Annotated in this window: 20 protein-coding genes; 15 read left to right on the forward strand and 5 right to left on the reverse strand. The window is 67.3% G+C overall.

Going from position 1 to position 19,523, the window contains the following annotated elements:
• Window positions 1-519 precede the first annotated feature (519 nt).
• The 12 genes from secY to truA all read left to right on the forward strand — a co-directional run bounded on the left by secY (window position 520) and on the right by truA (window position 8,846).
• The gene (gene secY / locus ABZ345_RS38365) at window positions 520-1,830 is read left to right on the forward strand and encodes a preprotein translocase subunit SecY (protein WP_359859792.1); all 1,311 of its coding nucleotides are present in this window, start codon (window positions 520-522) and stop codon (window positions 1,828-1,830) included.
• The gene (locus ABZ345_RS38370) at window positions 1,831-2,391 is read left to right on the forward strand and encodes an adenylate kinase (RefSeq protein WP_359859794.1); all 561 of its coding nucleotides are present in this window, start codon (window positions 1,831-1,833) and stop codon (window positions 2,389-2,391) included.
• A 59-nt stretch (window positions 2,392-2,450) separates the two neighbouring features.
• The gene (map, locus tag ABZ345_RS38375; RefSeq protein ID WP_359859796.1) at window positions 2,451-3,227 is read left to right on the forward strand and encodes a type I methionyl aminopeptidase; all 777 of its coding nucleotides are present in this window, start codon (window positions 2,451-2,453) and stop codon (window positions 3,225-3,227) included.
• Between the two features lie 98 nt (window positions 3,228-3,325).
• Entirely contained in the window at window positions 3,326-4,015 is a 690-nt protein-coding gene (locus ABZ345_RS38380; RefSeq protein WP_359859798.1) for a hypothetical protein, read from the forward strand.
• Between the two features lie 122 nt (window positions 4,016-4,137).
• A complete protein-coding gene (gene infA / locus ABZ345_RS38385; RefSeq protein WP_005166804.1) occupies window positions 4,138-4,359 on the forward strand; it encodes a translation initiation factor IF-1 in 222 nt (73 codons plus the stop codon).
• 25 nt (window positions 4,360-4,384) lie between these two features.
• A complete protein-coding gene (rpmJ, locus tag ABZ345_RS38390; RefSeq protein WP_010148647.1) occupies window positions 4,385-4,498 on the forward strand; it encodes a 50S ribosomal protein L36 in 114 nt (37 codons plus the stop codon).
• A gap of 220 nt (window positions 4,499-4,718) precedes the next feature.
• Window positions 4,719-5,099, forward strand: a complete 381-nt coding sequence (rpsM, locus tag ABZ345_RS38395) for a 30S ribosomal protein S13 (RefSeq protein ID WP_045309821.1) — start codon at window positions 4,719-4,721, stop codon at window positions 5,097-5,099.
• Window positions 5,100-5,136: 37 nt separating this feature from the next.
• Complete coding sequence (gene rpsK / locus ABZ345_RS38400; protein ID WP_086669042.1) at window positions 5,137-5,544, forward strand: 30S ribosomal protein S11; 408 nt, start codon at window positions 5,137-5,139, stop codon at window positions 5,542-5,544.
• A gap of 23 nt (window positions 5,545-5,567) precedes the next feature.
• Entirely contained in the window at window positions 5,568-6,173 is a 606-nt protein-coding gene (gene rpsD / locus ABZ345_RS38405; RefSeq protein WP_086669043.1) for a 30S ribosomal protein S4, read from the forward strand.
• 151 nt (window positions 6,174-6,324) lie between these two features.
• A complete protein-coding gene (locus tag ABZ345_RS38410) occupies window positions 6,325-7,383 on the forward strand; it encodes a DNA-directed RNA polymerase subunit alpha (RefSeq protein WP_285643098.1) in 1,059 nt (352 codons plus the stop codon).
• A 51-nt stretch (window positions 7,384-7,434) separates the two neighbouring features.
• Window positions 7,435-7,995: a 50S ribosomal protein L17 gene (rplQ, locus tag ABZ345_RS38415; protein ID WP_359859803.1), complete on the forward strand. Its 561-nt coding sequence runs from the start codon at window positions 7,435-7,437 to the stop codon at window positions 7,993-7,995.
• A gap of 59 nt (window positions 7,996-8,054) precedes the next feature.
• Entirely contained in the window at window positions 8,055-8,846 is a 792-nt protein-coding gene (gene truA, locus ABZ345_RS38420) for a tRNA pseudouridine(38-40) synthase TruA (protein ID WP_359859805.1), read from the forward strand.
• 700 nt (window positions 8,847-9,546) lie between these two features.
• On the opposite strand, the gene ABZ345_RS38425 is transcribed toward truA, so the two are convergent.
• The 3 genes from ABZ345_RS38425 to eccE form a co-directional block, all read right to left on the reverse strand.
• Window positions 9,547-11,109 carry a S8 family peptidase gene (locus ABZ345_RS38425; protein ID WP_359859807.1) on the reverse strand — a complete coding sequence of 521 codons (1,563 nt, stop codon included), beginning with the start codon at window positions 11,107-11,109 and terminating at the stop codon, window positions 9,547-9,549.
• Window positions 11,110-11,342: 233 nt separating this feature from the next.
• Complete coding sequence (locus tag ABZ345_RS38430; RefSeq protein WP_359859809.1) at window positions 11,343-12,068, reverse strand: hypothetical protein; 726 nt, start codon at window positions 12,066-12,068, stop codon at window positions 11,343-11,345.
• Window positions 12,065-13,423 carry a type VII secretion protein EccE gene (eccE, locus tag ABZ345_RS38435; RefSeq protein ID WP_359859811.1) on the reverse strand — a complete coding sequence of 453 codons (1,359 nt, stop codon included), beginning with the start codon at window positions 13,421-13,423 and terminating at the stop codon, window positions 12,065-12,067. The genes ABZ345_RS38430 and eccE overlap by 4 nt, the downstream gene beginning before the upstream one ends.
• A gap of 117 nt (window positions 13,424-13,540) precedes the next feature.
• Here eccE and eccB point away from each other — a divergent pair, with 117 nt between their 5' ends.
• The 3 genes from eccB to ABZ345_RS38450 all read left to right on the forward strand — a co-directional run bounded on the left by eccB (window position 13,541) and on the right by ABZ345_RS38450 (window position 16,646).
• Complete coding sequence (gene eccB, locus ABZ345_RS38440; protein ID WP_359859813.1) at window positions 13,541-15,160, forward strand: type VII secretion protein EccB; 1,620 nt, start codon at window positions 13,541-13,543, stop codon at window positions 15,158-15,160.
• A gap of 70 nt (window positions 15,161-15,230) precedes the next feature.
• On the forward strand, window positions 15,231-15,548 hold the full coding sequence (locus tag ABZ345_RS38445) for a hypothetical protein (protein ID WP_359859815.1): 318 nt from the start codon (window positions 15,231-15,233) through the stop codon (window positions 15,546-15,548).
• Window positions 15,549-15,557: 9 nt separating this feature from the next.
• Window positions 15,558-16,646, forward strand: a complete 1,089-nt coding sequence (locus ABZ345_RS38450) for a hypothetical protein (protein WP_359859817.1) — start codon at window positions 15,558-15,560, stop codon at window positions 16,644-16,646.
• Between the two features lie 52 nt (window positions 16,647-16,698).
• Here ABZ345_RS38450 and mycP read toward each other — a convergent pair whose 3' ends face one another.
• Complete coding sequence (gene mycP, locus ABZ345_RS38455; RefSeq protein ID WP_359859819.1) at window positions 16,699-18,099, reverse strand: type VII secretion-associated serine protease mycosin; 1,401 nt, start codon at window positions 18,097-18,099, stop codon at window positions 16,699-16,701.
• 8 nt (window positions 18,100-18,107) lie between these two features.
• Window positions 18,108-19,514 (reverse strand): type VII secretion integral membrane protein EccD, encoded by a 1,407-nt coding sequence (gene eccD / locus ABZ345_RS38460; protein ID WP_359859821.1) that lies wholly within the window; start codon window positions 19,512-19,514, stop codon window positions 18,108-18,110.
• Between the last annotated feature and the right edge of the window lie 9 nt (window positions 19,515-19,523).

Consider the following 19,523-nt stretch of genomic DNA (forward strand, 5'->3'; position numbering starts at 1 on the left):
CCGGGTGCTCCCCCCACCTGTTTGGGGGTGTCAACCGGACGAAAAGCGTGTCCGGTTGACACCCCGATCCTGGCGCGGCAGACGATCAGGCACGACTCGTGACGGGACCCCACCCGGAGCGCACGGGAAAAGCATGCCTCGGCTTCGCCGTCGGTACTGCTCGGCTTCGCCATCGCGGTTGGGGGGCGTCGTGTTTGCGTGCGTTCTGCGGGTAGCAGAACTTTCGTGGCTGGTGCTGGGAACACTTGGGTGGGTGCAAACGTTCGCGAGTGGCGGAAAATGCTGCTCGTAGCACGGATTTGCCGCGTTGAGTACACCGGATGGCCTAGTGGGGTGGGCAGTGATCAACCAGTTAGAAGCTGTGATTGGCCACTGGGTACGGGGTGGTGGTGGGGGGCTGTTAGTGTTGCGGGCTGAACCCGGATGTCCTCCGGGTCGCTTGGTCGTGGCTGCCTGCTGCGGCCTGCCAACTACCGCATGTGCCGGTCCCTGGGGGTCGGCAACGCTCAGGAGGTTCGCGTGCTCGGCGCATTCCGCTCGGCTCTCGCGACGCCGGATCTACGCAAGAAGATCCTGTTCACTCTCGGGATCATCATTGTGTACCGGCTTGGTGCGACCATGCCCGCGCCGGGCGTGTCCTTCAAGAACGTGCGCGCGTGTGCTGAACAGCTTGAGGGCCAGAACATCTACTCGCTGATCAACCTTTTCAGCGGTGGTGCACTGCTCAACCTCTCGATCTTCGCGCTGGGCATCATGCCCTACATCACCGCGAGCATCATCATTCAGCTGCTCACCGTGGTCATTCCGCGGTTCGAGCAGTTGAAGAAGGAGGGGCAGGCCGGTCAGGGCAAGCTCACGCAGTACACGCGGTACCTGACCATCGGGCTCGCGATCCTGCAGTCGACCGGTCTGGTGGCCCTCGCGGTGCGCGGGCAGCTGTTCGGTGAGTGCGACCAGGACGTCATCCCCGGCAAGGACAGCATCTTCACCCTCATCGTGCTGGTCGTGACCATGACCGCCGGTACCTCGGTCATCATGTGGCTGGGTGAGCTGATCACGGAGAAGGGCATCGGCAACGGCATGTCGCTGCTGATCTTCACCGGTATCGCCGCCCGCATCCCGGCCGAGGGCAAGAACATCCTCGACAAGAGCGCCATCACCTTCGCCCTGGTGATCGTGGCCGCTCTCGCCATCATCGCTAGCGTCATCTACGTCGAGCAGGCTCAGCGTCGCATTCCGGTGCAGTACGCCAAGCGCATGATCGGCCGCCGCATGTACGGCGGTACCTCGACGTACCTTCCCCTCAAGGTGAACCAGGCCGGCGTCATCCCGGTCATCTTCGCCTCGTCGCTGCTCTACCTGCCGGACCTGGTCGTGCGCCTCACCCAGGGGTCGTCCCCCGAGGCGAACTGGTTCTCGACGTTCGTTCAGACGTACCTGACGAAGCAGTCGAGCTGGGTGCACATCGCCGCGTACTTCCTGCTCATCGTCTTCTTCACGTACTTCTACGTCGGCATCACGTTCAACCCGGACGAGCGCGCTGACGAGATGAAGAAGTTCGGTGGCTTCATTCCCGGCATCCGTCCTGGTCGCCCGACCGCCGAGTACCTCAAGTTCGTGCTGGGTCGCATCACGCTCCCCGGCTCGCTCTACCTCGGCATCGTGGCGATCTTGCCGAACCTGTTCCTGGACCTCACTGGTGACAACCAGAACCAGAACTTCCCGTTCGGCGGCACCGCGGTTCTGATCATGGTCGGTGTCGGTCTCGACACCGTGAAGCAGATCGAGAGCCAGCTCATGCAGCGCAATTACGAAGGGTTCCTCCGCTAGATGCGACTCGTTCTCGTTGGCCCGCCCGGTGCGGGCAAGGGCACCCAGGCTGAGGTTCTGAGCCGCAAGCTCGGCGTGCCGCACATCTCGACGGGCGACCTCTTCCGGTCACACATCAGCAACCAGACCGAGCTCGGCCTCGAGGTGCAGAGCATCCTCGACGAGGGCGCGCTGGTGCCTGACTCCATCACGAACGAGATGGTGCGCAAGCGCCTCGCCGAGTCGGATGCGGCGGACGGGTTCCTGCTCGACGGGTTCCCGCGCAACGTGGCGCAAGCCGACAAGCTGGGCGAGTTCCTGGCGGTCGACGACCACGCGCTCGACGCGGTGCTGGAGTTCCGGGTCGACGAGGACGTCGTGGTGGAGCGGCTGCTCGCTCGCGGGCGCACGGACGACAAGGAAGACGTCATCCGGCACCGCCAGCAGGTGTACCGCAACGAGACGGCTCCGCTGCTGAACTACTACGGGGACAAGGTCGTCTCCATCGACGCCGTCGGTGAGATCGACGAGATCAGCGAGCGTGCCCTGGCGGCTCTGAACTCGCTGCGCGACGAGAAGTGACGGGTGGACTGCTTGACCGGCTCCGCTCTGCTGTTTCGAGTTTTTCGGGCAGTGAACGCATGATCGAGATCAAGACCCGCGGCCAGCTGGAGGCGATGCGCGCCTCCGGCCTGGTCGTGGCGCGCGCCCTTCGCAACGTCGTCGACGCGGTGAAGCCCGGTGTGTCCACGTGGGACCTCGACGAGATCGCCGAGCAGACCATTCGCGACGCCGGCGCCATCCCGTCGTTCAAGGGCTACCACGGGTTCCCGGCGAGCATCTGCGCGTCGGTGAACGAGCAGATCGTCCACGGCATTCCGAACCGCAAGCAGGTTCTCGCAGAGGGTGACCTGATCTCGATCGACTGTGGTGCGATCCTCGACGGCTGGCACGGCGACTCCGCTGTCACGGTCGGCTGTGGTGAGCTCTCGCCGGCCGACCACAAGCTGTCCGAGGCGACCAGGCTGTCGATGCTCGCGGGCATCGAGGCCGCGGTGCCGGGTGGGCGGCTCACGGACATCTCGTTCGCCATCGAGGCCTCGGCCATCGAGTCGGGCGAGCGCGACGGCATCGAGTACGGCATCGTCGCGGACTACGGCGGCCACGGCATCGGCACCGAGATGCACATGGACCCGTTCCTGCCGAACTTCGGCAAGCCCGGAAAGGGCCCGAAGCTCAAGGTCGGCATGGCCATCGCGATCGAGCCGATGCTGACGCTCGGCACGGACGACTCCCAGGAGCTGGAGGACGGCTGGACCGTCATCACGCTCGACGGGACGCGGGCCGCGCACTGGGAGCACAGCGTCGCGATCACCGAGGAAGGTCCCTGGGTGCTCACCGCACCCGAAGAGGACTAATAGCCCTCGAGGCTTGGAATAAAACCCCGTTCGCCGTGAGGTGAGCGGGGTTATTTCGTTTGTCATCCCGGATATGGTCGAGGTGACGAACGAGTCCAATGTCTGGGGGCATTGTGCGGGTCTCCCGTCTCGTCCTGTCCGCGCTTCTGATTTCAGTTTCGGGCTGTGCTGCCTCTAAGCCGGCCACCGACTTCACCTACCAGGACCTCCCGGCCGAGCGGATAGCCGACCGGATCTTCCTCGCCGACACCATCGCCGAAGTGGAAAACTGCGATCCGCCGTTCAGCGACGTGCGGGTGGTGCGGCCGAACTTCGTCAGCCCGCCTCCGCCGGTCGACGGTGGTTGTGGCGGCCAGGCCCGGCTCGCGGCCGGGCGGGAGTACGTCGACGCCGTGAGTCGCATCACGGAACTGCACGACACCGTGGTCCGCGAGTGGCACGCACGCTTGCTGTCCGGGCCGGAAGCCGTGCAGACGCGATCGGTGACCGCGACGCTGCTGGACTGTCTCGACCGGGTCGGGTTCGTCCAGCGCGGGCCCGGCGACCCGAGCCTCGAGAGCTACGGCATCGGAACTGGCGACCTCGCGCTCAACAACGCAGCTCAGCGGTGCTCAGACGACACCGCCTACGGCAGCACGATCGCAGCTCAGCGGGTCCGCACGCTCAAGTCCGTGCTCGGGCTGCACGAGTCGGAGATCAACGACATCACGCGGCTCCGGGTGCTGCTGGTGAGCTGCGCACGGCCAGGTGACGGCTCCGGGTGGGGCCGATTTGGGATGCCGGAGTGAACTGCGTACACTGGTCAGGTGGCGCATCCGTCGCGCCGGTTCCGTCATGCCCTCGCAGGTGAGATCGAACCGGGCTGGAACGCGTCCAAAGGTTATTATCACCGTCACGAAACGCGGAGGACATGGGCAAGAAGGACGGGGCCATTGAGGTCGAGGGCCGCGTAGTCGAGCCGCTCCCCAACGCGATGTTCAGGGTCGAGTTGGAGAACGGTCACAAGGTACTCGCGCACATCAGCGGCAAGATGCGACAGCACTACATCCGCATCCTCCCTGAGGACCGGGTTGTCGTGGAGCTCTCGCCCTACGACCTGTCCCGCGGGCGCATCGTCTACCGATACAAGTGACCTCCAGTAGCAGGAGATCTCAGGCGTGAAGGTTCAGCCGAGCGTCAAGAAGATCTGCGACAAGTGCAAGGTGATCCGCCGTCACGGCCGGGTCATGGTGATCTGCGAGAACCTGCGCCACAAGCAGCGCCAGGGCTGAGCAGTTCCACCACGCGCTCGTCGAGATCTTCGATGACGCAGTAACGAGAAGCCTCCTCGCACCTACCGCATGCAGGGCTTCAAGCGTGCGGACACCCCCGGATTCCAGGCCGGGGCCGGGACACCGGCTGTGAGAGCAGCCGGAACGACACACAGCGAGTCAGTCACCGGAATTGGGCGAGGAGCAGACCTGGAAGTAATCGACAGGAGTTAACCGCCACATGGCACGACTCGCTGGCGTCGACCTCCCCCGCGAAAAGCGGATGGAGATCGCGCTCACCTACATCTTCGGCATCGGTCGTACGCGCTCCAAGGAGCTGCTCGCCGCCACGGAGATCTCCCCGGACCTCCGGGTGAAGGATCTGACGGACGACGACCTCGCCAAGCTGCGGGACCACATCGAGACGAACTACAAGGTCGAGGGTGACCTTCGCCGTGAGGTCGCGGCCGACATCCGTCGCAAGATGGAGATCGGTTGCTACGAGGGTCTTCGGCACCGTCGCGGCCTGCCCGTTCGCGGACAGCGCACCAAGACGAACGCCCGTACCCGCAAGGGTCCGAAGAAGACCGTGGCCGGCAAGAAGAAGGCCGGCAAGAAGTAAGACCTCGGGTCTACTGCCCTCAACTTAGGAGTTCGTTTTGCCACCCAAGTCCCGCACGGGAGCCGGGGTCAAGAAGATCCGGCGCAAGGAAAAGAAGAACGTCTCGCACGGCCAGGCGCACATCAAGAGCACGTTCAACAACACCATCGTGTCCATCACGGACCCGATGGGCAACGTGATCAGCTGGGCGTCCGCCGGCCACGTGGGCTTCAAGGGCTCGCGCAAGTCGACGCCGTTCGCGGCGCAGATGGCTGCCGAGAACGCCGCCCGCAAGGCCGCCGAGCACGGCATGCGCAAGGTGGACGTGTTCGTCAAGGGTCCCGGCTCCGGCCGTGAGACCGCGATCCGTTCGCTGCAGGCCGCCGGTCTCGAGGTCGGCACCATCCAGGACGTGACCCCGCAGCCCCACAACGGCTGCCGCCCGCCCAAGCGGCGCCGGGTCTGAGGCACGGGGAGGAGTAAGAACTAATGGCTCGTTACACGGGACCCGCGACGCGTATCTCGCGCCGCCTGAAGGTCGACCTCGTTGGTGGGGACCAGGCGTTCGAGCGCCGTCCGTACCCGCCCGGCCAGCACGGTCGTGGCCGGGTGAAGGAGTCCGAGTACCTGCTGCAGCTCCAGGAGAAGCAGAAGGCTCGCTACACCTACGGCGTCCTCGAGAAGCAGTTCGTCCGCTACTACAAGGAAGCGGTTCGTCGCCCCGGCAAGACCGGCGAGAACCTGCTCCAGATCCTCGAGGCTCGCCTCGACAACGTGGTGTACCGCGCGGGCCTCGCCCGCACGCGTCGCCAGGCTCGTCAGCTGGTCGCTCACGGTCACTTCCTGGTCAACGGCCACAAGGTGAACATCCCGAGCTACCAGGTGTCGAAGTTCGACATCATCGACGTGAAGCCGAAGTCCATGCCGACGCTGCCCTTCGAGGCTGCTCGCGCGTCCTTCGGTGACCGCCCGATTCCCGCTTGGCTGCAGGTCGTCGCCTCGAACCTGCGCATCCTCGTGCACCAGCTGCCCGAGCGCGCGCAGATCGACACGCCTGTCACCGAGCAGCTCATCGTCGAGCTCTACTCGAAGTGATCCTCTCCGAGCCACTGTCCCGTTGGGACGGTGGCTCGGGTCGGGTCCCGCATCGGCGCGAAGGGTGTGCCGAGTGCGTTTGCCGGTCCTCGTGGCTGGCTGTTGTTGACGGCGTCAAATAGCGGGCGTCGTTGTCGAAAGGTTGAATCCAGTGCTGATTTCCCAGCGCCCCTCGCTCGCCGAGGAAGCGGTCTCCGAGACCCGTTCCCGGTTCGTCATCGAACCGCTGGAGCCGGGCTTCGGTTACACGCTCGGCAACTCGATCCGCCGCACGCTGCTCTCGTCGATCCCCGGTGCTGCTGTCACGAGCATCCGCATCGACGGCGTGCTGCACGAGTTCACCACGGTTCCCGGGGTGAAGGAGGACGTCACCGACGTCATCCTGAACCTCAAGGAGCTCGTCGTCTCGTCCGAGGAGGACGAGCCGGTGACCATGTACCTGCGCAAGCAGGGCCCCGGTGTGGTGACCGCGGGCGACATCGTGCCTCCGGCCGGTGTCACCGTGCACAACCCCGACCTGCACATCGCGACCCTGAACGGCAAGGGGAAGCTGGAGATCGAGCTCGTCGTCGAGCGCGGTCGCGGCTACGTCCCGGCTGTCCAGAACAAGCAGGCGGGTGCCGAGATCGGCCGCATCCCCGTCGACTCGATCTACTCGCCGGTTCTCAAGGTGACGTACAAGGTCGAGGCGACTCGTGTCGAGCAGCGGACGGACTTCGACAAGCTGATCCTCGACGTGGAGAGCAAGCCCTCGATCACTCCGAGGGACGCAGTTGCCTCCGCGGGTAAGACCCTGGTTGAGCTGTTCGGCCTCGCTCGCGAGCTGAACATCGACGCCGAGGGCATCGAGATCGGCCCGTCGCCGGCCGAAGCTGACACCATCGCCGCGTTCGCGATGCCTATCGAGGATCTGGACCTCACGGTCCGTTCCTACAACTGCTTGAAGCGGGAAGGCATCCACACCGTCGGCGAGCTCGTGTCGCGCAGCGAGGCGGACCTGCTGGACATCCGCAACTTCGGTGCGAAGTCGATCGACGAGGTCAAGATGAAGCTCGTCGGCCTCGGCCTCGCCCTGAAGGACTCGCCTCCTGGGTTCGACCCGTCCGCGGCTGCTGCCGACTACCACCCCGGTGACACGGGCTGGGGCGCCGGTGCCGGCCTGGACCCGCACGACGACGGTCAGGACTACGCGGAGACCGAGCAGCTCTGACGCTCTGATTCAGAGCTAGAGGATCTCTTTTAGTAACTACAGGAGCAAGCGATGCCCACCCCTACCAAGGGCCCCCGGCTCGGTGGGTCTCCGGCGCACGAGCGGCTGCTGCTCGCCAACCTGGCGACGGCGCTGTTCCAGCACGGCCGGATCAAGACCACTGAGGCCAAGGCGAAGCGGCTGCGTCCGTACGCCGAGAAGCTGATCAGCAAGGCGAAGGCAGGCGACCTGCACAACCGCCGCGAGATCATGAAGACGATCCGCGACAAGGACGTTGTGCACAAGCTGATCGCCGAGATCGGTCCGTTCTTCAGCGACCGTTCCGGTGGCTACACCCGCATCACCAAGACGCTGGCGCGCAAGGGCGACAACGCCCCCATGGCCATCATCGAGCTGGTGCAGCAGAAGCTCGTCTCCACCGAGGCCGAGGCTGCGCGCAAGACCAAGTTCGCCAAGGACGAGAAGCCGGCCCAGGCCGCTGCCGTCGAGGCTGACGAGACCGTTGAGGCCGACGCCGCCGTCGAGGTTGACGGCGAGCCGACCGCTGAGGCTGTCGAGGCCGAAGAGGCCAAGGACGAGGCTGCTGAGGCGTCTGACAAGGACAAGTCCTGAGCAGTACGTCTGCTGACGAGCCCGTCGTTCCCGCTTCTGGGGACGGCGGGCTCGTTCGTGTGCGCCTCGACCTGGGGTACGACGGCACCGAGTTCTCCGGCTGGGCCCGTCAGCCGTCACGTCGCACCGTGTGCGGGGTCCTCGAGGACACCCTGTCGATGGTGCTGCGCGAAGATGTCGTGCTGACCGTGGCCGGGCGGACCGATGCCGGGGTGCACGCCTCCGGACAGGTCGCTCACGCCGATCTGCCGTCCACTGTGGATGTTGCCGGGCTGGCTCGTCGCCTGGCCCGTGCATTGCCCACGGACGTGCGGGTCTTTTCTGCTCGTGTGGTGCCTGCGGAGTTTGACGCTCGGTTTTCTGCGTTGCGGCGGCATTACGAGTACCGGGTTTCGGATGCCCCGTTTGGGGCGCATCCGTTGCGGCGGTTGGACACTTTGGCCTGGCCCCGTCCGCTGGATGTTGCGGCGATGAACGTTGCGGCCGGGTTGTTGTTGGGGGAGCACGATTTCTGTGCGTTCTGCAAGCGGCGTGAAGGGGCTACCACGATTCGGGAGTTGCAGCGGCTGGAGCTGGTGCGGAGTCCTGAGGACGGGGTGATCACGGCGTTTGTCTCGGCTGATGCGTTCTGCCATTCGATGGTTCGGTCGTTGGTCGGGGCGTTGTTGGCTGTTGGGGAGGGGCGGAAGGGGGTCGAGTGGCCCTCGTCGTTGTTGGCTTTGTCGGGGCGGGCTTCTGGGGTGACCGTGGCTCCGGCGCATGGGCTGTGTTTGGTTCGGGTGGACTTTCCGTTGGATGGGGAGTTGGGGGCCCGGGCTGAGGTGACTCGGCGGGTTCGGACGTTGTCTTAACGGTCTGGGTGGGTCGCCTTGCGTTGGGCGGGTGGCGGTTCCGTGCGAGACGCGACCGGGCGGGTGGTCGCCTTGCGTTGGGCGGGTCACGTTGCGTGCGATCCGCGACTTCGTGGGTGGTCGCCTTGCGTTGGGCGTGTCCTGTTTAGGGCGCGGGGCTCCGCCCCGGACCCCGCCAATCTGATCAAAGACCAGCCAGCGCCGCTTGCGGGTTGATGGCACGCCTGGTGCGTTCGGCGGCTGCACGTTGCGTAGGTGGTGCGGTCCGGGTGGGGTCCCGTCCCAAGCCGTACCGGAGCGAGCCACACCAGAGTCGGGGTGTCAACCGGACGAAAAGCGTGGCCCGTTGACACCCCTGCCCTGGCGCGGCAAGAGCTGAGGCACGACTCGTGACGGGACCCCACCCGGAGCGCACGGGAAAAGCAGCTCGCCTGCGGCGTCGCCATTGCCTCGGCTTCGCCGTCGGTACTGCTCGCCTTCGGCATCGCTTGGGCTCGGCTTCGCCTTCGTTACTGCTGCCGCCATTACTGCTGCCTTCGGTGTTGCTCCTGCTGTCTTGGCATCGCCGGAGTGTCAGACCTGCTCGGTACGTTGGGTCGCGGGGGAGCCTGTGGCTCGGGGGACCCTTGCGTGAGCCTGCCCTGGAAAGGGTGGAGCCCCCGGCGGGGGGACCGGGGGCTCCGAGGGGTGGGAGTGAGGTCTAGATGTCGAGGGTCCAGGAGTCGAGGGTGCCCGTGTCCTGGCGGTAGAGGTCCCGGATTCGGAGTTGCCAGGTGCCGTTCGCGTCTTCAGTTGCCACGTTCACGTTGTAGGTGGCGTTGATGTCGTCGGCGCTGTCGTTGCCGCTGGAGACCTTCAGGAGCTTGGTGGCGCCTGAGGGGGCGATCAGGGCCAGTTCCAGGTCGCCTCGGTAGGTGTGCTTGATGGACACCTTCACGGTGCCCGTGGCGCTCGCTTTGCCGTTGCAGTCGGCGATGGTGATGGACGAGGTCACCGAGGAGGCGTCCGGGATGGCGGTGTCCGTGTCGTTGGTGACCGACGGGCACTGGCCCGGCGGGTTGCCGGGGGCCGTGCCGGTGATGTGCAGGAGCTTGTTCGGGGAGCCGGTGCCTGGGCTGGTTACCACGTCGGAGGTGGCGTTTTCGACCAGGGCGTCGCGGACCTGTTGTGGGGTGGCCGTGGGGGACGAGCCCAGGAAGACGGCTGCTGCGCCCACTACGTGTGGCGTGGCCATCGAGGTGCCGCTGATGGTGTTGTTGGCGTTGTCGTCGGTCAGCCACGATGAGGTGATGTCGCGGCCTGGGGCGAAGATGTCCAGGCAGGTGCCCAGGTTGGAGAAGGACGAGCGGGCGTCGGTGCGGTCCGTGGAGCCCACGGTGATGGCTTCCGGGGTGCGGGCCGGGGAGGTGTTGCAGGCGTTGCCGCCGTTGTCGTTGCCTGCGGCCAGGCCGTAGGTGACGCCTGCGGCGATGGAACGCTTCACGGCTGCGTCCACTGTGTCGTTGGCGCCGCCGCCCAGGGACATGTTGGCCACTGCGGGCTTGTTGGCCGGGCTGTTGGTGACCTGGTCGGTCACCCAGTCGATGCCGGCGATGACGCCTGCGAAGGTGCCGGAGCCCGAGCAGTTCAGGACTCGGACGGCTACCAGCTTCACGTCCTTGGCTACGCCGTACTTCGTGCCGCCGACGGTGCCCGCGACGTGGGTTCCGTGGCCGTTGCAGTCGGTGGCGTCGTTGTCGTTGTCGACGGTGTCGCGGCCCGAGACGGCTCGGCCGCCGAATTCGCTGTGGGTCAGGCGGATGCCGGTGTCGATGATGTAGGCGGTGACGGCGGTGCCCTTGTTGGGGTACGTGTAGCTGTTGTCCAGGGGGAGTGCGCGCTGGTCGATGCGGTCGATGCCCCAGGACGGGGTCGGGGTCTGCGTGTCAGAGATGTGGACCTCGCCGTCCTGCTCGACGTAGGCGACGGCCGGGTCCGCTGCCAGGCGCTTGGCCTGGGTCTCGGACATCTGCGCGGAGAAACCGCGCAAAGCGGACTTGTAGGTGTGCTGCACCTTCGCGCTGTACTTGGCGCTGAGGTCGTTCACGCTGCTCGTGCTCAAGTCCTTCAGCACGACGATGTAGTTGTCCTTGACCGAGTTGGACGCACCGAGGTTCCGAATCTCCCCCTCGGGCGCAGCGGTGGCGGAGACGGACGACAGGACGAGCGCAGTGCTCGCCACCAGTCCGATTCCGGCCGCTCGTCTGGCCCACGATTCTCCCATAGCAGCATGCTCCCTCGTCGCAGGGTTGTGCAGGTGAGAGTTTTCTTAGTGGCGCGGACGGATTATGCACAAGAAGGTCCACGGAATTGCCATCGAATGGCGATTCCACAGATTTGCGGTTCCTGTGAATTAATTGGTGCCGCTGAGCTATGGACAAAACAATTGCGCCCCGAACGGTTCACCGTCCGGGGCGCGCTGTCTCAGTTGGATAAGTTGCGTGAGTTCAAGTCGGCTCAGTCGCCGCGGCGGACGGCTCCGAGGATCTGCTGCTCGATGGGCGTGGTGTACAGGCGCAGGTGCGCCCACATGTCCTGGCCCATCGCGATGACCTGGTCGTCCTTCAGCTGGGTCAGCTGCTGGAACATCTGCGGCCGCAGTCGCCACATCTGCCCGGCTAGCTGCGCCTGGCCCATCGGGAGGCGCTGCAGCAGCACGAGGTCCGCGTTGTTCGCCGTCGACGAGGCCTGCGGGTGCAGGTACGGCAGCACGTACATCGTGGTCTGCCACGGGGCGCGCGGCGGGAACAGCTCCTGCGGGACGTGGCCGCCGTCGTGGATCACGAGCAACGGCATGTCCTCGGTCGGCCGGGGAAGATCCGCGGGCGACAGGCGGCGCAGCTGCACGAGTTGGGACGGGCGGCCGTCCGGGCCCTGTCCGGCCGCGCGCACGACCGGCTGCCAGGCCTGTGGGCGGCCCGTGGCGATGATGATCCACGCGCCGGTGGCCATGGCCCTCAGCGCGATCTGGCGGGCCAGGTACAGGCCGCCGACGACCACCATGCGGGTCGGGGTGGGGCGCAGCACGGACACCGCCAGCGGCTCGCCCTTGATGCCCTGGCCGAGCATCATGCCGCCGCGGTCGCCGCTGGGGCTGACGACGTCCAGCATGCTCGGCGACACCAGGAACTCCGGTGCCACCGCGCCGCGGCCGTGCGAGTCGAGCAGACGGGACGAGCTCATGCCACACCTCCCAGGGGCAGCGTCGCGGCCAGGCCGGCGAGCTGGTTGCCCCGCAACGGGGTCAGCGTGATGTCGAGCTTGTCGCTCAGCTTCGACAACTGGTCCTCCGCGCGGTCGAGCTCGGACGGCGTCCGGGCGCTCACGCGGACCAGGCCGCGCAGCGAGACCTGACCGTCCTCACGGGACGGTGAGATCGACATCGCCAGGGTCGAGGACAGCGCCCGCACGCCCGTGAGCGAGTTCAGGTTGCCCTTCAGGCCCTTCGACGGCCAGCCGGTGATCGCGTAGCTCGCGTGACCGACGCCACCCGCGGTGACGCCCGACCACTTCTCCCGCAGCGACACGGGGTTCGTGTTGCCGACGGCGGCGGTCAGCTCGGCCGACGAGATCGCGGCGCGCAGCAGCTCGTCCGAGTCGAGCGGGCGGATCGTGACGCCCGCGGACTCCAAAGCGTTGCGGACACGGGACAACGCGCCGATCAACGCGCGGTGTGCGCCGACGACGCCGCCGCCGCGCTCCCTGATCGCCTCGCCACAGCGGCGCGGGTCGAGCCGCACCGTGATCCACGTGGTGCGCCGGGCCGCCGCGGGCAGCGGGCCGAGCACCTCCATGTACGAGCTGATCGCCGGCGAGTTCGGCGGAAGTGCCGCGCTGCCGGGGTAGCAGTGCCAGATCACGGTGATCGCGTCCAGGACGACACCGCGGTCCTCCAGGCACGGCGCCAGCGCGCCGAGCGGCAGGGACGGAGCCGTGCCGACCGCGGAGATCAGCGGCGGGGTCGGGTCGACCAGCAGCACCGCCGTCCACACGCCGTCGTGCCACGACAGCGCGAGCGGGCGGCGTTCGTGGTCGACGCCCTTCGCGATCACCAGGTCCGGGATCGCCAGGCGCAGCAACGCGACGCGCGGGTCCTCCGGGCCGAGCACCTGCATCTCGTCGTCACCGGGCTTGGACTCCTGCGGCTCGACGCGCTTCGCGGTCCGGCTGTGCGAACGGAAGTTGTAGCGCAGGCGAACACCGATCCACTGGGTCAGCCAACGACCACGCCTTCGGGTGAATGCCAGGATCAGTGCGATCAACAGCACACCGCCGGCGATCGACACCGACACGACGTTGAGCGCAGTGCCCTTCTTCACGCCCATGAGGGTGAGAACGAGGAGTGCGATGGCGAGACCGATCTCGATCGTGACTACGTTCGAGACGGGCAAGGAGCCGAGGCTGACTCCGGCACCTCTGCGCCGGACACGCCCGACAGGACGCGGGGGCACGGGTGCCTGCTGGCCAGGAACCCCAGGTCCCTGCGGCCGTGCCATCCCTGGGTTCGGCCGGGGCGGATGTGGAGTGGTCACGGACATCCGTTGTGGTCTCTTTCCCCTCGATGGTCGGTGGGCTTGGCGAACCGGCCCACGGAGCAACCTGCGTCCGGCTATCCTGCCGAACCGTACCGCGACTGGGAGAGCAGCGAGCCGAGAATGGCATCAACACCCACCACCAAGTCACAGGTCCAGGCCTACCAATTCGTCCTGCGGCGGATGCAGTCCGCCCTGGTCCGCAGAGACGCGGTGATGTTGCATGACCCCATGCGCAACCACTCGCGCGCGACAGCGGTCGGCGTGGTCCTGGGCGTCGTCGCTCTGCTCGGCTTCCTGGTGTACGGGCTGTTCAAGCCGGCACCGCGGCTGGACGAGAACACGCAGATCGCCATCAGCAAGGAGACCGGCCAGGTCTACGTGGTCGACGCGCAGCCGACCAAGCGGCTGATCCCGATGACGAACCTCGCCTCGGCGCGGCTGCTCTGGTACTCCCGCAACAACCCGGACCAGCAGTCCGGTGGCGGCGACGCGCCGGGTGGCACCGCGAACAGCGGGCAGAGCCAGGTGGCGGGCGGCGAGCCCAAGTTGGTGAGCGAGGCGACCCTCGCGACCCTGCCGCGCGGCAGGCTCACCGGCCTGCCGGACGCGCCGGACGTGCTGCCGAAGCCGGAGCTCCGCATCGACGCGCAGTGGTCGGTCTGCGACACCCTCAACCTGGACGAGTTCCGCGCGAACCAGGCGGCGGAGAACCAGATCAAGACCTCCGTGATCGCGGGCGTGAGCGGCGGCAACCCCGAGCTGGGCGACGAGGCCGTGCTGGTGCAGCAGCGCACCGGCGCCAAGAAGGCCTACCTGATCTACAAGAAGCCCAAGGACCTGACGAACATCTCGTCGTCGACGGTCCGCGCCGAGGTGGATCTGAAGAACGACAAGGCGCTCAACGCCCTCAAGCTGAAGAACAAGACGCCGCGGTCGATCAGCACGGCTCTGCTGAACGCGATCCCCGAGGTCGCCCCGCTGGCCGCGCCGGTCATCACGAACCAGGGCAAGCCGGCGACCTACGTCACCGAGACGAAGGTCAACATCGGCGACGTCGTCGAGGTCGAGCGGACCGCATCGTCGTCCGAGTTCATGGTGGCGCTGGAGGACGGCTTCCAGACCGTCGACGAGACCGTCGGCGACCTGCTGCGCTGGGCGTACTCGAACAACAAGCAGTCGATCAAGCTCTCGCCGAGCGCCATCGCGGACCACAAGGACCCGAAGGACCCGCTCGAGCTCGACTCGTACCCGCAGAAGATCCCGACCACGCTCGAGGCGAACCCCGGCAACACGGTGATCTGCCTGGGCTGGAAGGCCGAGAACTACACGGAGTCGACGAAGGCCGAGCACATCACGGTCACGATCGGCTCCAGGCTGCCCGGCCCGAAGGAGATGTCCCCGGTCGAGGTGAACGCGGCGGGTGCAGGCGGCGAGATCATCGACCAGTTCCTGATGCTGCCGGGCAAGCAGGCGGTCGTGCGGGCCAGCCAGAGCCTCGGCGACTACGGCACGGGCCCGGTGCAGATCGTCACGGGCCGCGGTGTCCGCTACGGCGTCCCGGACACCGGCACCGCCCAGGCACTGGGGCTGGAGGGCAACTTCCCGCCGGCGCCGAACCAGATCCTGAGCCTGTTGCCGATGGGACCGCAGCTCAACAAGAACGAGGCGAACCGCAGCTTCGACGCGATCACCCCGGCGCAGAAGGGCCAGATCAAGGATCCGCAGCAGACGCAGAAGTAGCGGAACCGTTCCGGGTGCATCACCGTCGTATGTGGACGGAATGCACCCGGAATCGTCTTAGGGGGAACACGTGGCCGGTCGGATGTCCGTCGATCCGGAGTGGCTGGAGAAGTACGCCGACCGGATCGACGGCACGACGGACGATCTGAGGCGGGTGCGGGACGCCATGAAGACGTCTCCGCTGCGCCCCGAGTCGTTCGGCGAGATCGGCAGAACGCTCGGCAGCGCCCAGGGCTACGCGCGCGCCGCCGAGCTGCTCAACTCGCAGCTCGCCCGCGCCTGCGACACGCTCGACGCGGCCGCGAAGGGCCTGCACGAGGTGGCCAGGCAGCACGGTCACCACGACGACGAGGCGTTGCAGGCCATCAAGAAGGTCGATCGGCGGTAGGGGGCTGTGGTGAGCAGGAACGGCACGGACGGCAGGCAGATCGCGGCCGAGGTCGGTCCCGAGCTCGACTACCTCTCGCGGGTGAGCCGCAAGCTCGGTGTCGTGGACCTCGTGCACGACTACTTCGACCCGCTGGTGGGCGACTGGAACGACCTCCGCGAGGAAGCCGAACGCTGGCGCAAAGCCGCGAAGGTGAGCGAGGCGGTCACCAAGCACGTCGCGGCACCGCTGGGCGGGGTCGACGCGCGGTGGGAGGGCAAGGACGCCGACGCGTTCATGGACCACATGCGCAAGGTGGGCCTCGCGGGCGGTGACATGTCCGACGCGATGAACGCCATGGCGGACGCGCTGGAGGAGACCGCCGACGGGGTTCGCGACATCGTGCAGGACATGGCGCACGTGCTCGCCGACGTCGCCGACTCGGTGTCCGGCACGGCGGCGCTGCCCCTGGAGGGCGACCAGCGCGCGGTCAAGCACATCGAGGAGATCAAGGACCCCGTCCGCGAGCTGCACGACTCGGCGCGGCAGGTGCTCGAGGCGTTTCTCAAGCTGTGCGACGGGGTTTCCGGTGAGGCCGGCAAGTTCGGGTCCGTGCGGATGGAGCACAAATACCCCGACGAGGACTGGACCTACACCGCGCCCGCGAAGCCCGAGGCGAAGACTCCGGAACCGGCTAAGGCCTCCGACACGGCCGCGGCAGCCGCGGCCGCCGCGAGCAAGGGCGGTGGCACGCCATCGACCGGTGGCGGTGGCTCCGTCGGTGCGGGCGGGGTCGGTTCGGTCGGTGCTCCCGCAGCTTCTGCCGCACACCCGCAGCCGATGCAGTTCGGAGGCGCCACAGGCGTCTCTGAGCAGTCTCCGCCCCCGGAGAAGGGTGCTGGGGCCGCACCGGCCGCCGCGGCCGCTGGTGGACGTCCTGGGGGTGCTGCAGGCGGTGCCGGGATGATGGGCGGCGGCATGATGGGCGGCATGGGCGGTGGCGGCCAGCAGGGCGGCGACAAGGAGCACAAGGCCAAGATGCGCATCACCGGTTCGATCGACGACCTGCTCGGCAAGCCCAAGAAGGCGGCGCCGAAGGTGATCGGCGACGACGACTGACGACGAAAAACGGCCCCGCTGGTGAATTCCAGCGGGGCCGTTTTCGTATGTGCTAGGTCTGTTTGTGCCTGCGGTTCAGCGAGTTGCGCACGAACAGCGTGAGCATCAGCAGTGCACCACCGAGACCGATGCCCGACAGCGCCACGATGATCGGCGGCCAGTCGAGGCCGGGCGGCGGCGTGACGGACGTGGTCAGCTCCTTCGGCTGCGGCTTCTGGAACCCGGACGCCTCGGCGGGCAGCACCGCGGTCAGCGCGGCCACCGGGTTGATCATGCCGAAGCCGACCTTGTTGTCCTTTCCCGACACGTTGCCGGGGTGCAGTGCGGTGGCCTTCAGGCGATCCATCACCTGGCGCGCCTTGAGGTTCGGGAACCGCTCGCGCACCAGCGCCGTGATGCCCGCCACGTACGGCGAGGCGAAGCTGGTGCCCTTGATGTCGGTCGTGGCCTGCGCGGTGACATTGGCGTTCGTCAGACCGGTGCCCTTGGGGTCGACGGAGATGATCTCCTCACCCGGCGCGGCGATGCTGACCCACGGGCCCCAGACGCTGAACGTCGAGACCGCGCCGGACCGGGCGATCGACGCCACCGACAGCACGTCGTTGGCGAACCAGGCGGGCGACGAGATCGAGTTGACGTTGCTCGGGTCCAGGTTGTCGTTCTGCTTCGCGCACCCGGCGCCCTGGTCGTTGAGGTTGCCGGCCGCGGTGACGATCACCACGTCCTTGACGTCGACGGCCCACCGGATCGCGGCCTGCAGCTTCTGGTCGTCCGCGCTGAAACCCTTGGGAGCGCCGCAGTTCGTCAGCGAGATGTTGATGACCTTGGCGTTCTGGCTCGCCGCGCGGACGATCGCCATCGCCAGGGTGCTCACCTTGCCGGCGGACACGCGCTTCTCGTTGTTCGCGTCGCCCTTGAACTCGAACCGGTCGCTGGTCTGGCGGATCGCGAGGATGTCCGCTTCCGGTGCGGCGCCGATGAAGTCGCCCTCGGTCTTGGCCGCCGCGGCGACACCCGCGACCTCGGTGCCGTGGCCGTCGCAGTCGTCGAGACCGTTCTTGTTGCCGTCGACGTACTCGCCGCCGCCCTGGACGCGGTTGCCGAAGCGGGGGTTGCGCGGGTCGACGCCGGTGTCGATGATCGCGATCTTGATGCCCTTGCCCTTGGCGAACCTGTGCGCCTGATCCAGGTTCAGGTGGACCTGGCCCCAGGGCATCTGCTTGATCAGTTCGCTCTTGGTGTCGGACTCCACGCACCCCTTGGAGGTGCGTTCGTACTTGACGTCCGGCTTGCCGTCGTCCTTGGGCGGCTCGGTGCCCGGCGGCAGGTCCGGCGGAACCGAGTTCGGCCTGGCCGCGGCCGGTGTCGACGACGACGGCTGAGCGGAGGCGTGCGGCAACGCCCCCGTCAGCAGAAGCAGTCCGGCGGTCGCTACCGCCGTGGTACGCCTCATCGCGGTGCTCATGCTGCCCCGATCAGACCCCGGAACACCGCGTACAGGTCCATCACCGCGAGCGCCAGCGGCACCACGGCGGCGATGAGGACGGCCTCGATGATGTCGACGGTGCGGCGCAACGGCGGTGAGAACTTCTGGCCGGGGAACACGACACCGAGCACGAGCGCGCCCGCGCCGAGGACCAGCAGCGTGCCGAACACGAACACGATGCGGTTGAACTCGTTGGTGCCGATCAACCAGGCGAGCAGGATGCCCGCGCTGGCGAACATGCCGGTGGACAGCAGTGCCACGGCCTGCGCGCCGTTCGCGTACGCACGGCCGCGCATCATCAGCACGATCGCGACGACGACGCCGTAGATCGGGCCCCAGATCGAGTCGTCACCCGCGGCGACGATCGCGGCCAGCGCGGCCACGACACCGGTTCCGATGATCATGCCGGTGAGGTACTCGTGCGCGACGGCGGTGCGGCGCTCGATGACCGCGAACTCCGGGAAGCCGGTGTCCTCCTTGAGGTCCTCGGCGTTGGTCGGCACGACGGGCGGCGGGATCTTGGCCAGCTGCAGCGTGAGCCTCGGCAGCATCGACAGCGCGGCGAGCGCCACGGCACCGGTTGCCGCGGCCACACCGGCGAGCGGGTGGTTGACGAACGTCGCGACGAGGAACGCCAGCGCCACGAGCGTGCCGCCAGTGGCCGCGGCGATGAACACCGTGATGCCCTGGCCGATCAGCAGGATGCCGCCCCACGCGAAGATCATCATCAGCGCGGACGCCAGCAGCATCTTCGGGTTGAAGCCGACACCGGGCACGGCGTGGAAGCCGGCCACGAACGCCATCGGCAGCGAACCGCACGCGGCGATCAGCACACCGGTCGACGCTGCCTTGTACGCACGCGCGATGGTCGCGCCCGTCGCCAGTGCGGCGACGGCGGTGACACCCGCGGCGATGGCGGCGGCGAGACCGCTGCCCTGGCCCGCGACGGTCACCGGACCGGACAGGAACAACGCCACCGCGGAGGCGATCAACGCGAGCGCGCCCGCGATGTGGCCGAACTTCTGCGCGGTTTCCTTGGTCCACGGCCGGAACGAGTCCGGGTCGGACTCCGCGATCGCGTCGACGACGTCGTCGTACAGCGGCGGCGGCGGGTTCTCGTTGCGGCGCCGCAACTGCAGCAGTTCACCGTCGACCACGCCGAGCGACGCCAGCGTGCGCGCCGGGTCGAGCGGGCTGTCGCCGAGCTTCGCGAGGCACCAGCCGCCGTGCCGGACACCACCGTCCGGAGTGGCCTCTCTCGCCATGTCCAGCAACATCGGCAGGAGATCGGCCACCGCCACGTCGGCAGGCAGCGCGACGTCGATACGCGTTCGAGGTGCCACCACCGTGACACGGCTGAACACCGTCGTACCGGTCGCCACCAGGGCCCC

The organism is Lentzea sp. NPDC005914 (genome assembly GCF_040629405.1).
Classification (GTDB): Bacteria; Actinomycetota; Actinomycetes; order Mycobacteriales; family Pseudonocardiaceae; genus Lentzea.

Coding starts and splice junctions, on each gene's coding strand:
- ABZ345_RS38430 (WP_359859809.1), bottom strand. CDS start 12,068: ATGAGCTCGTCCCGTCTGCTCGACTCGCACGGCCGCGGCGCGGTGGCA.
- map (WP_359859796.1), top strand. CDS start 2,451: ATGATCGAGATCAAGACCCGCGGCCAGCTGGAGGCGATGCGCGCCTCC.
- mycP (WP_359859819.1), bottom strand. CDS start 18,099: ATGAGGCGTACCACGGCGGTAGCGACCGCCGGACTGCTTCTGCTGACG.
- rplQ (WP_359859803.1), top strand. CDS start 7,435: ATGCCCACCCCTACCAAGGGCCCCCGGCTCGGTGGGTCTCCGGCGCAC.
- eccE (WP_359859811.1), bottom strand. CDS start 13,423: ATGTCCGTGACCACTCCACATCCGCCCCGGCCGAACCCAGGGATGGCA.
- rpsD (WP_086669043.1), top strand. CDS start 5,568: ATGGCTCGTTACACGGGACCCGCGACGCGTATCTCGCGCCGCCTGAAG.
- eccB (WP_359859813.1), top strand. CDS start 13,541: ATGGCATCAACACCCACCACCAAGTCACAGGTCCAGGCCTACCAATTC.
- ABZ345_RS38370 (WP_359859794.1), top strand. CDS start 1,831: ATGCGACTCGTTCTCGTTGGCCCGCCCGGTGCGGGCAAGGGCACCCAG.
- rpsM (WP_045309821.1), top strand. CDS start 4,719: ATGGCACGACTCGCTGGCGTCGACCTCCCCCGCGAAAAGCGGATGGAG.
- infA (WP_005166804.1), top strand. CDS start 4,138: ATGGGCAAGAAGGACGGGGCCATTGAGGTCGAGGGCCGCGTAGTCGAG.
- ABZ345_RS38425 (WP_359859807.1), bottom strand. CDS start 11,109: ATGGGAGAATCGTGGGCCAGACGAGCGGCCGGAATCGGACTGGTGGCG.
- ABZ345_RS38380 (WP_359859798.1), top strand. CDS start 3,326: ATGTCTGGGGGCATTGTGCGGGTCTCCCGTCTCGTCCTGTCCGCGCTT.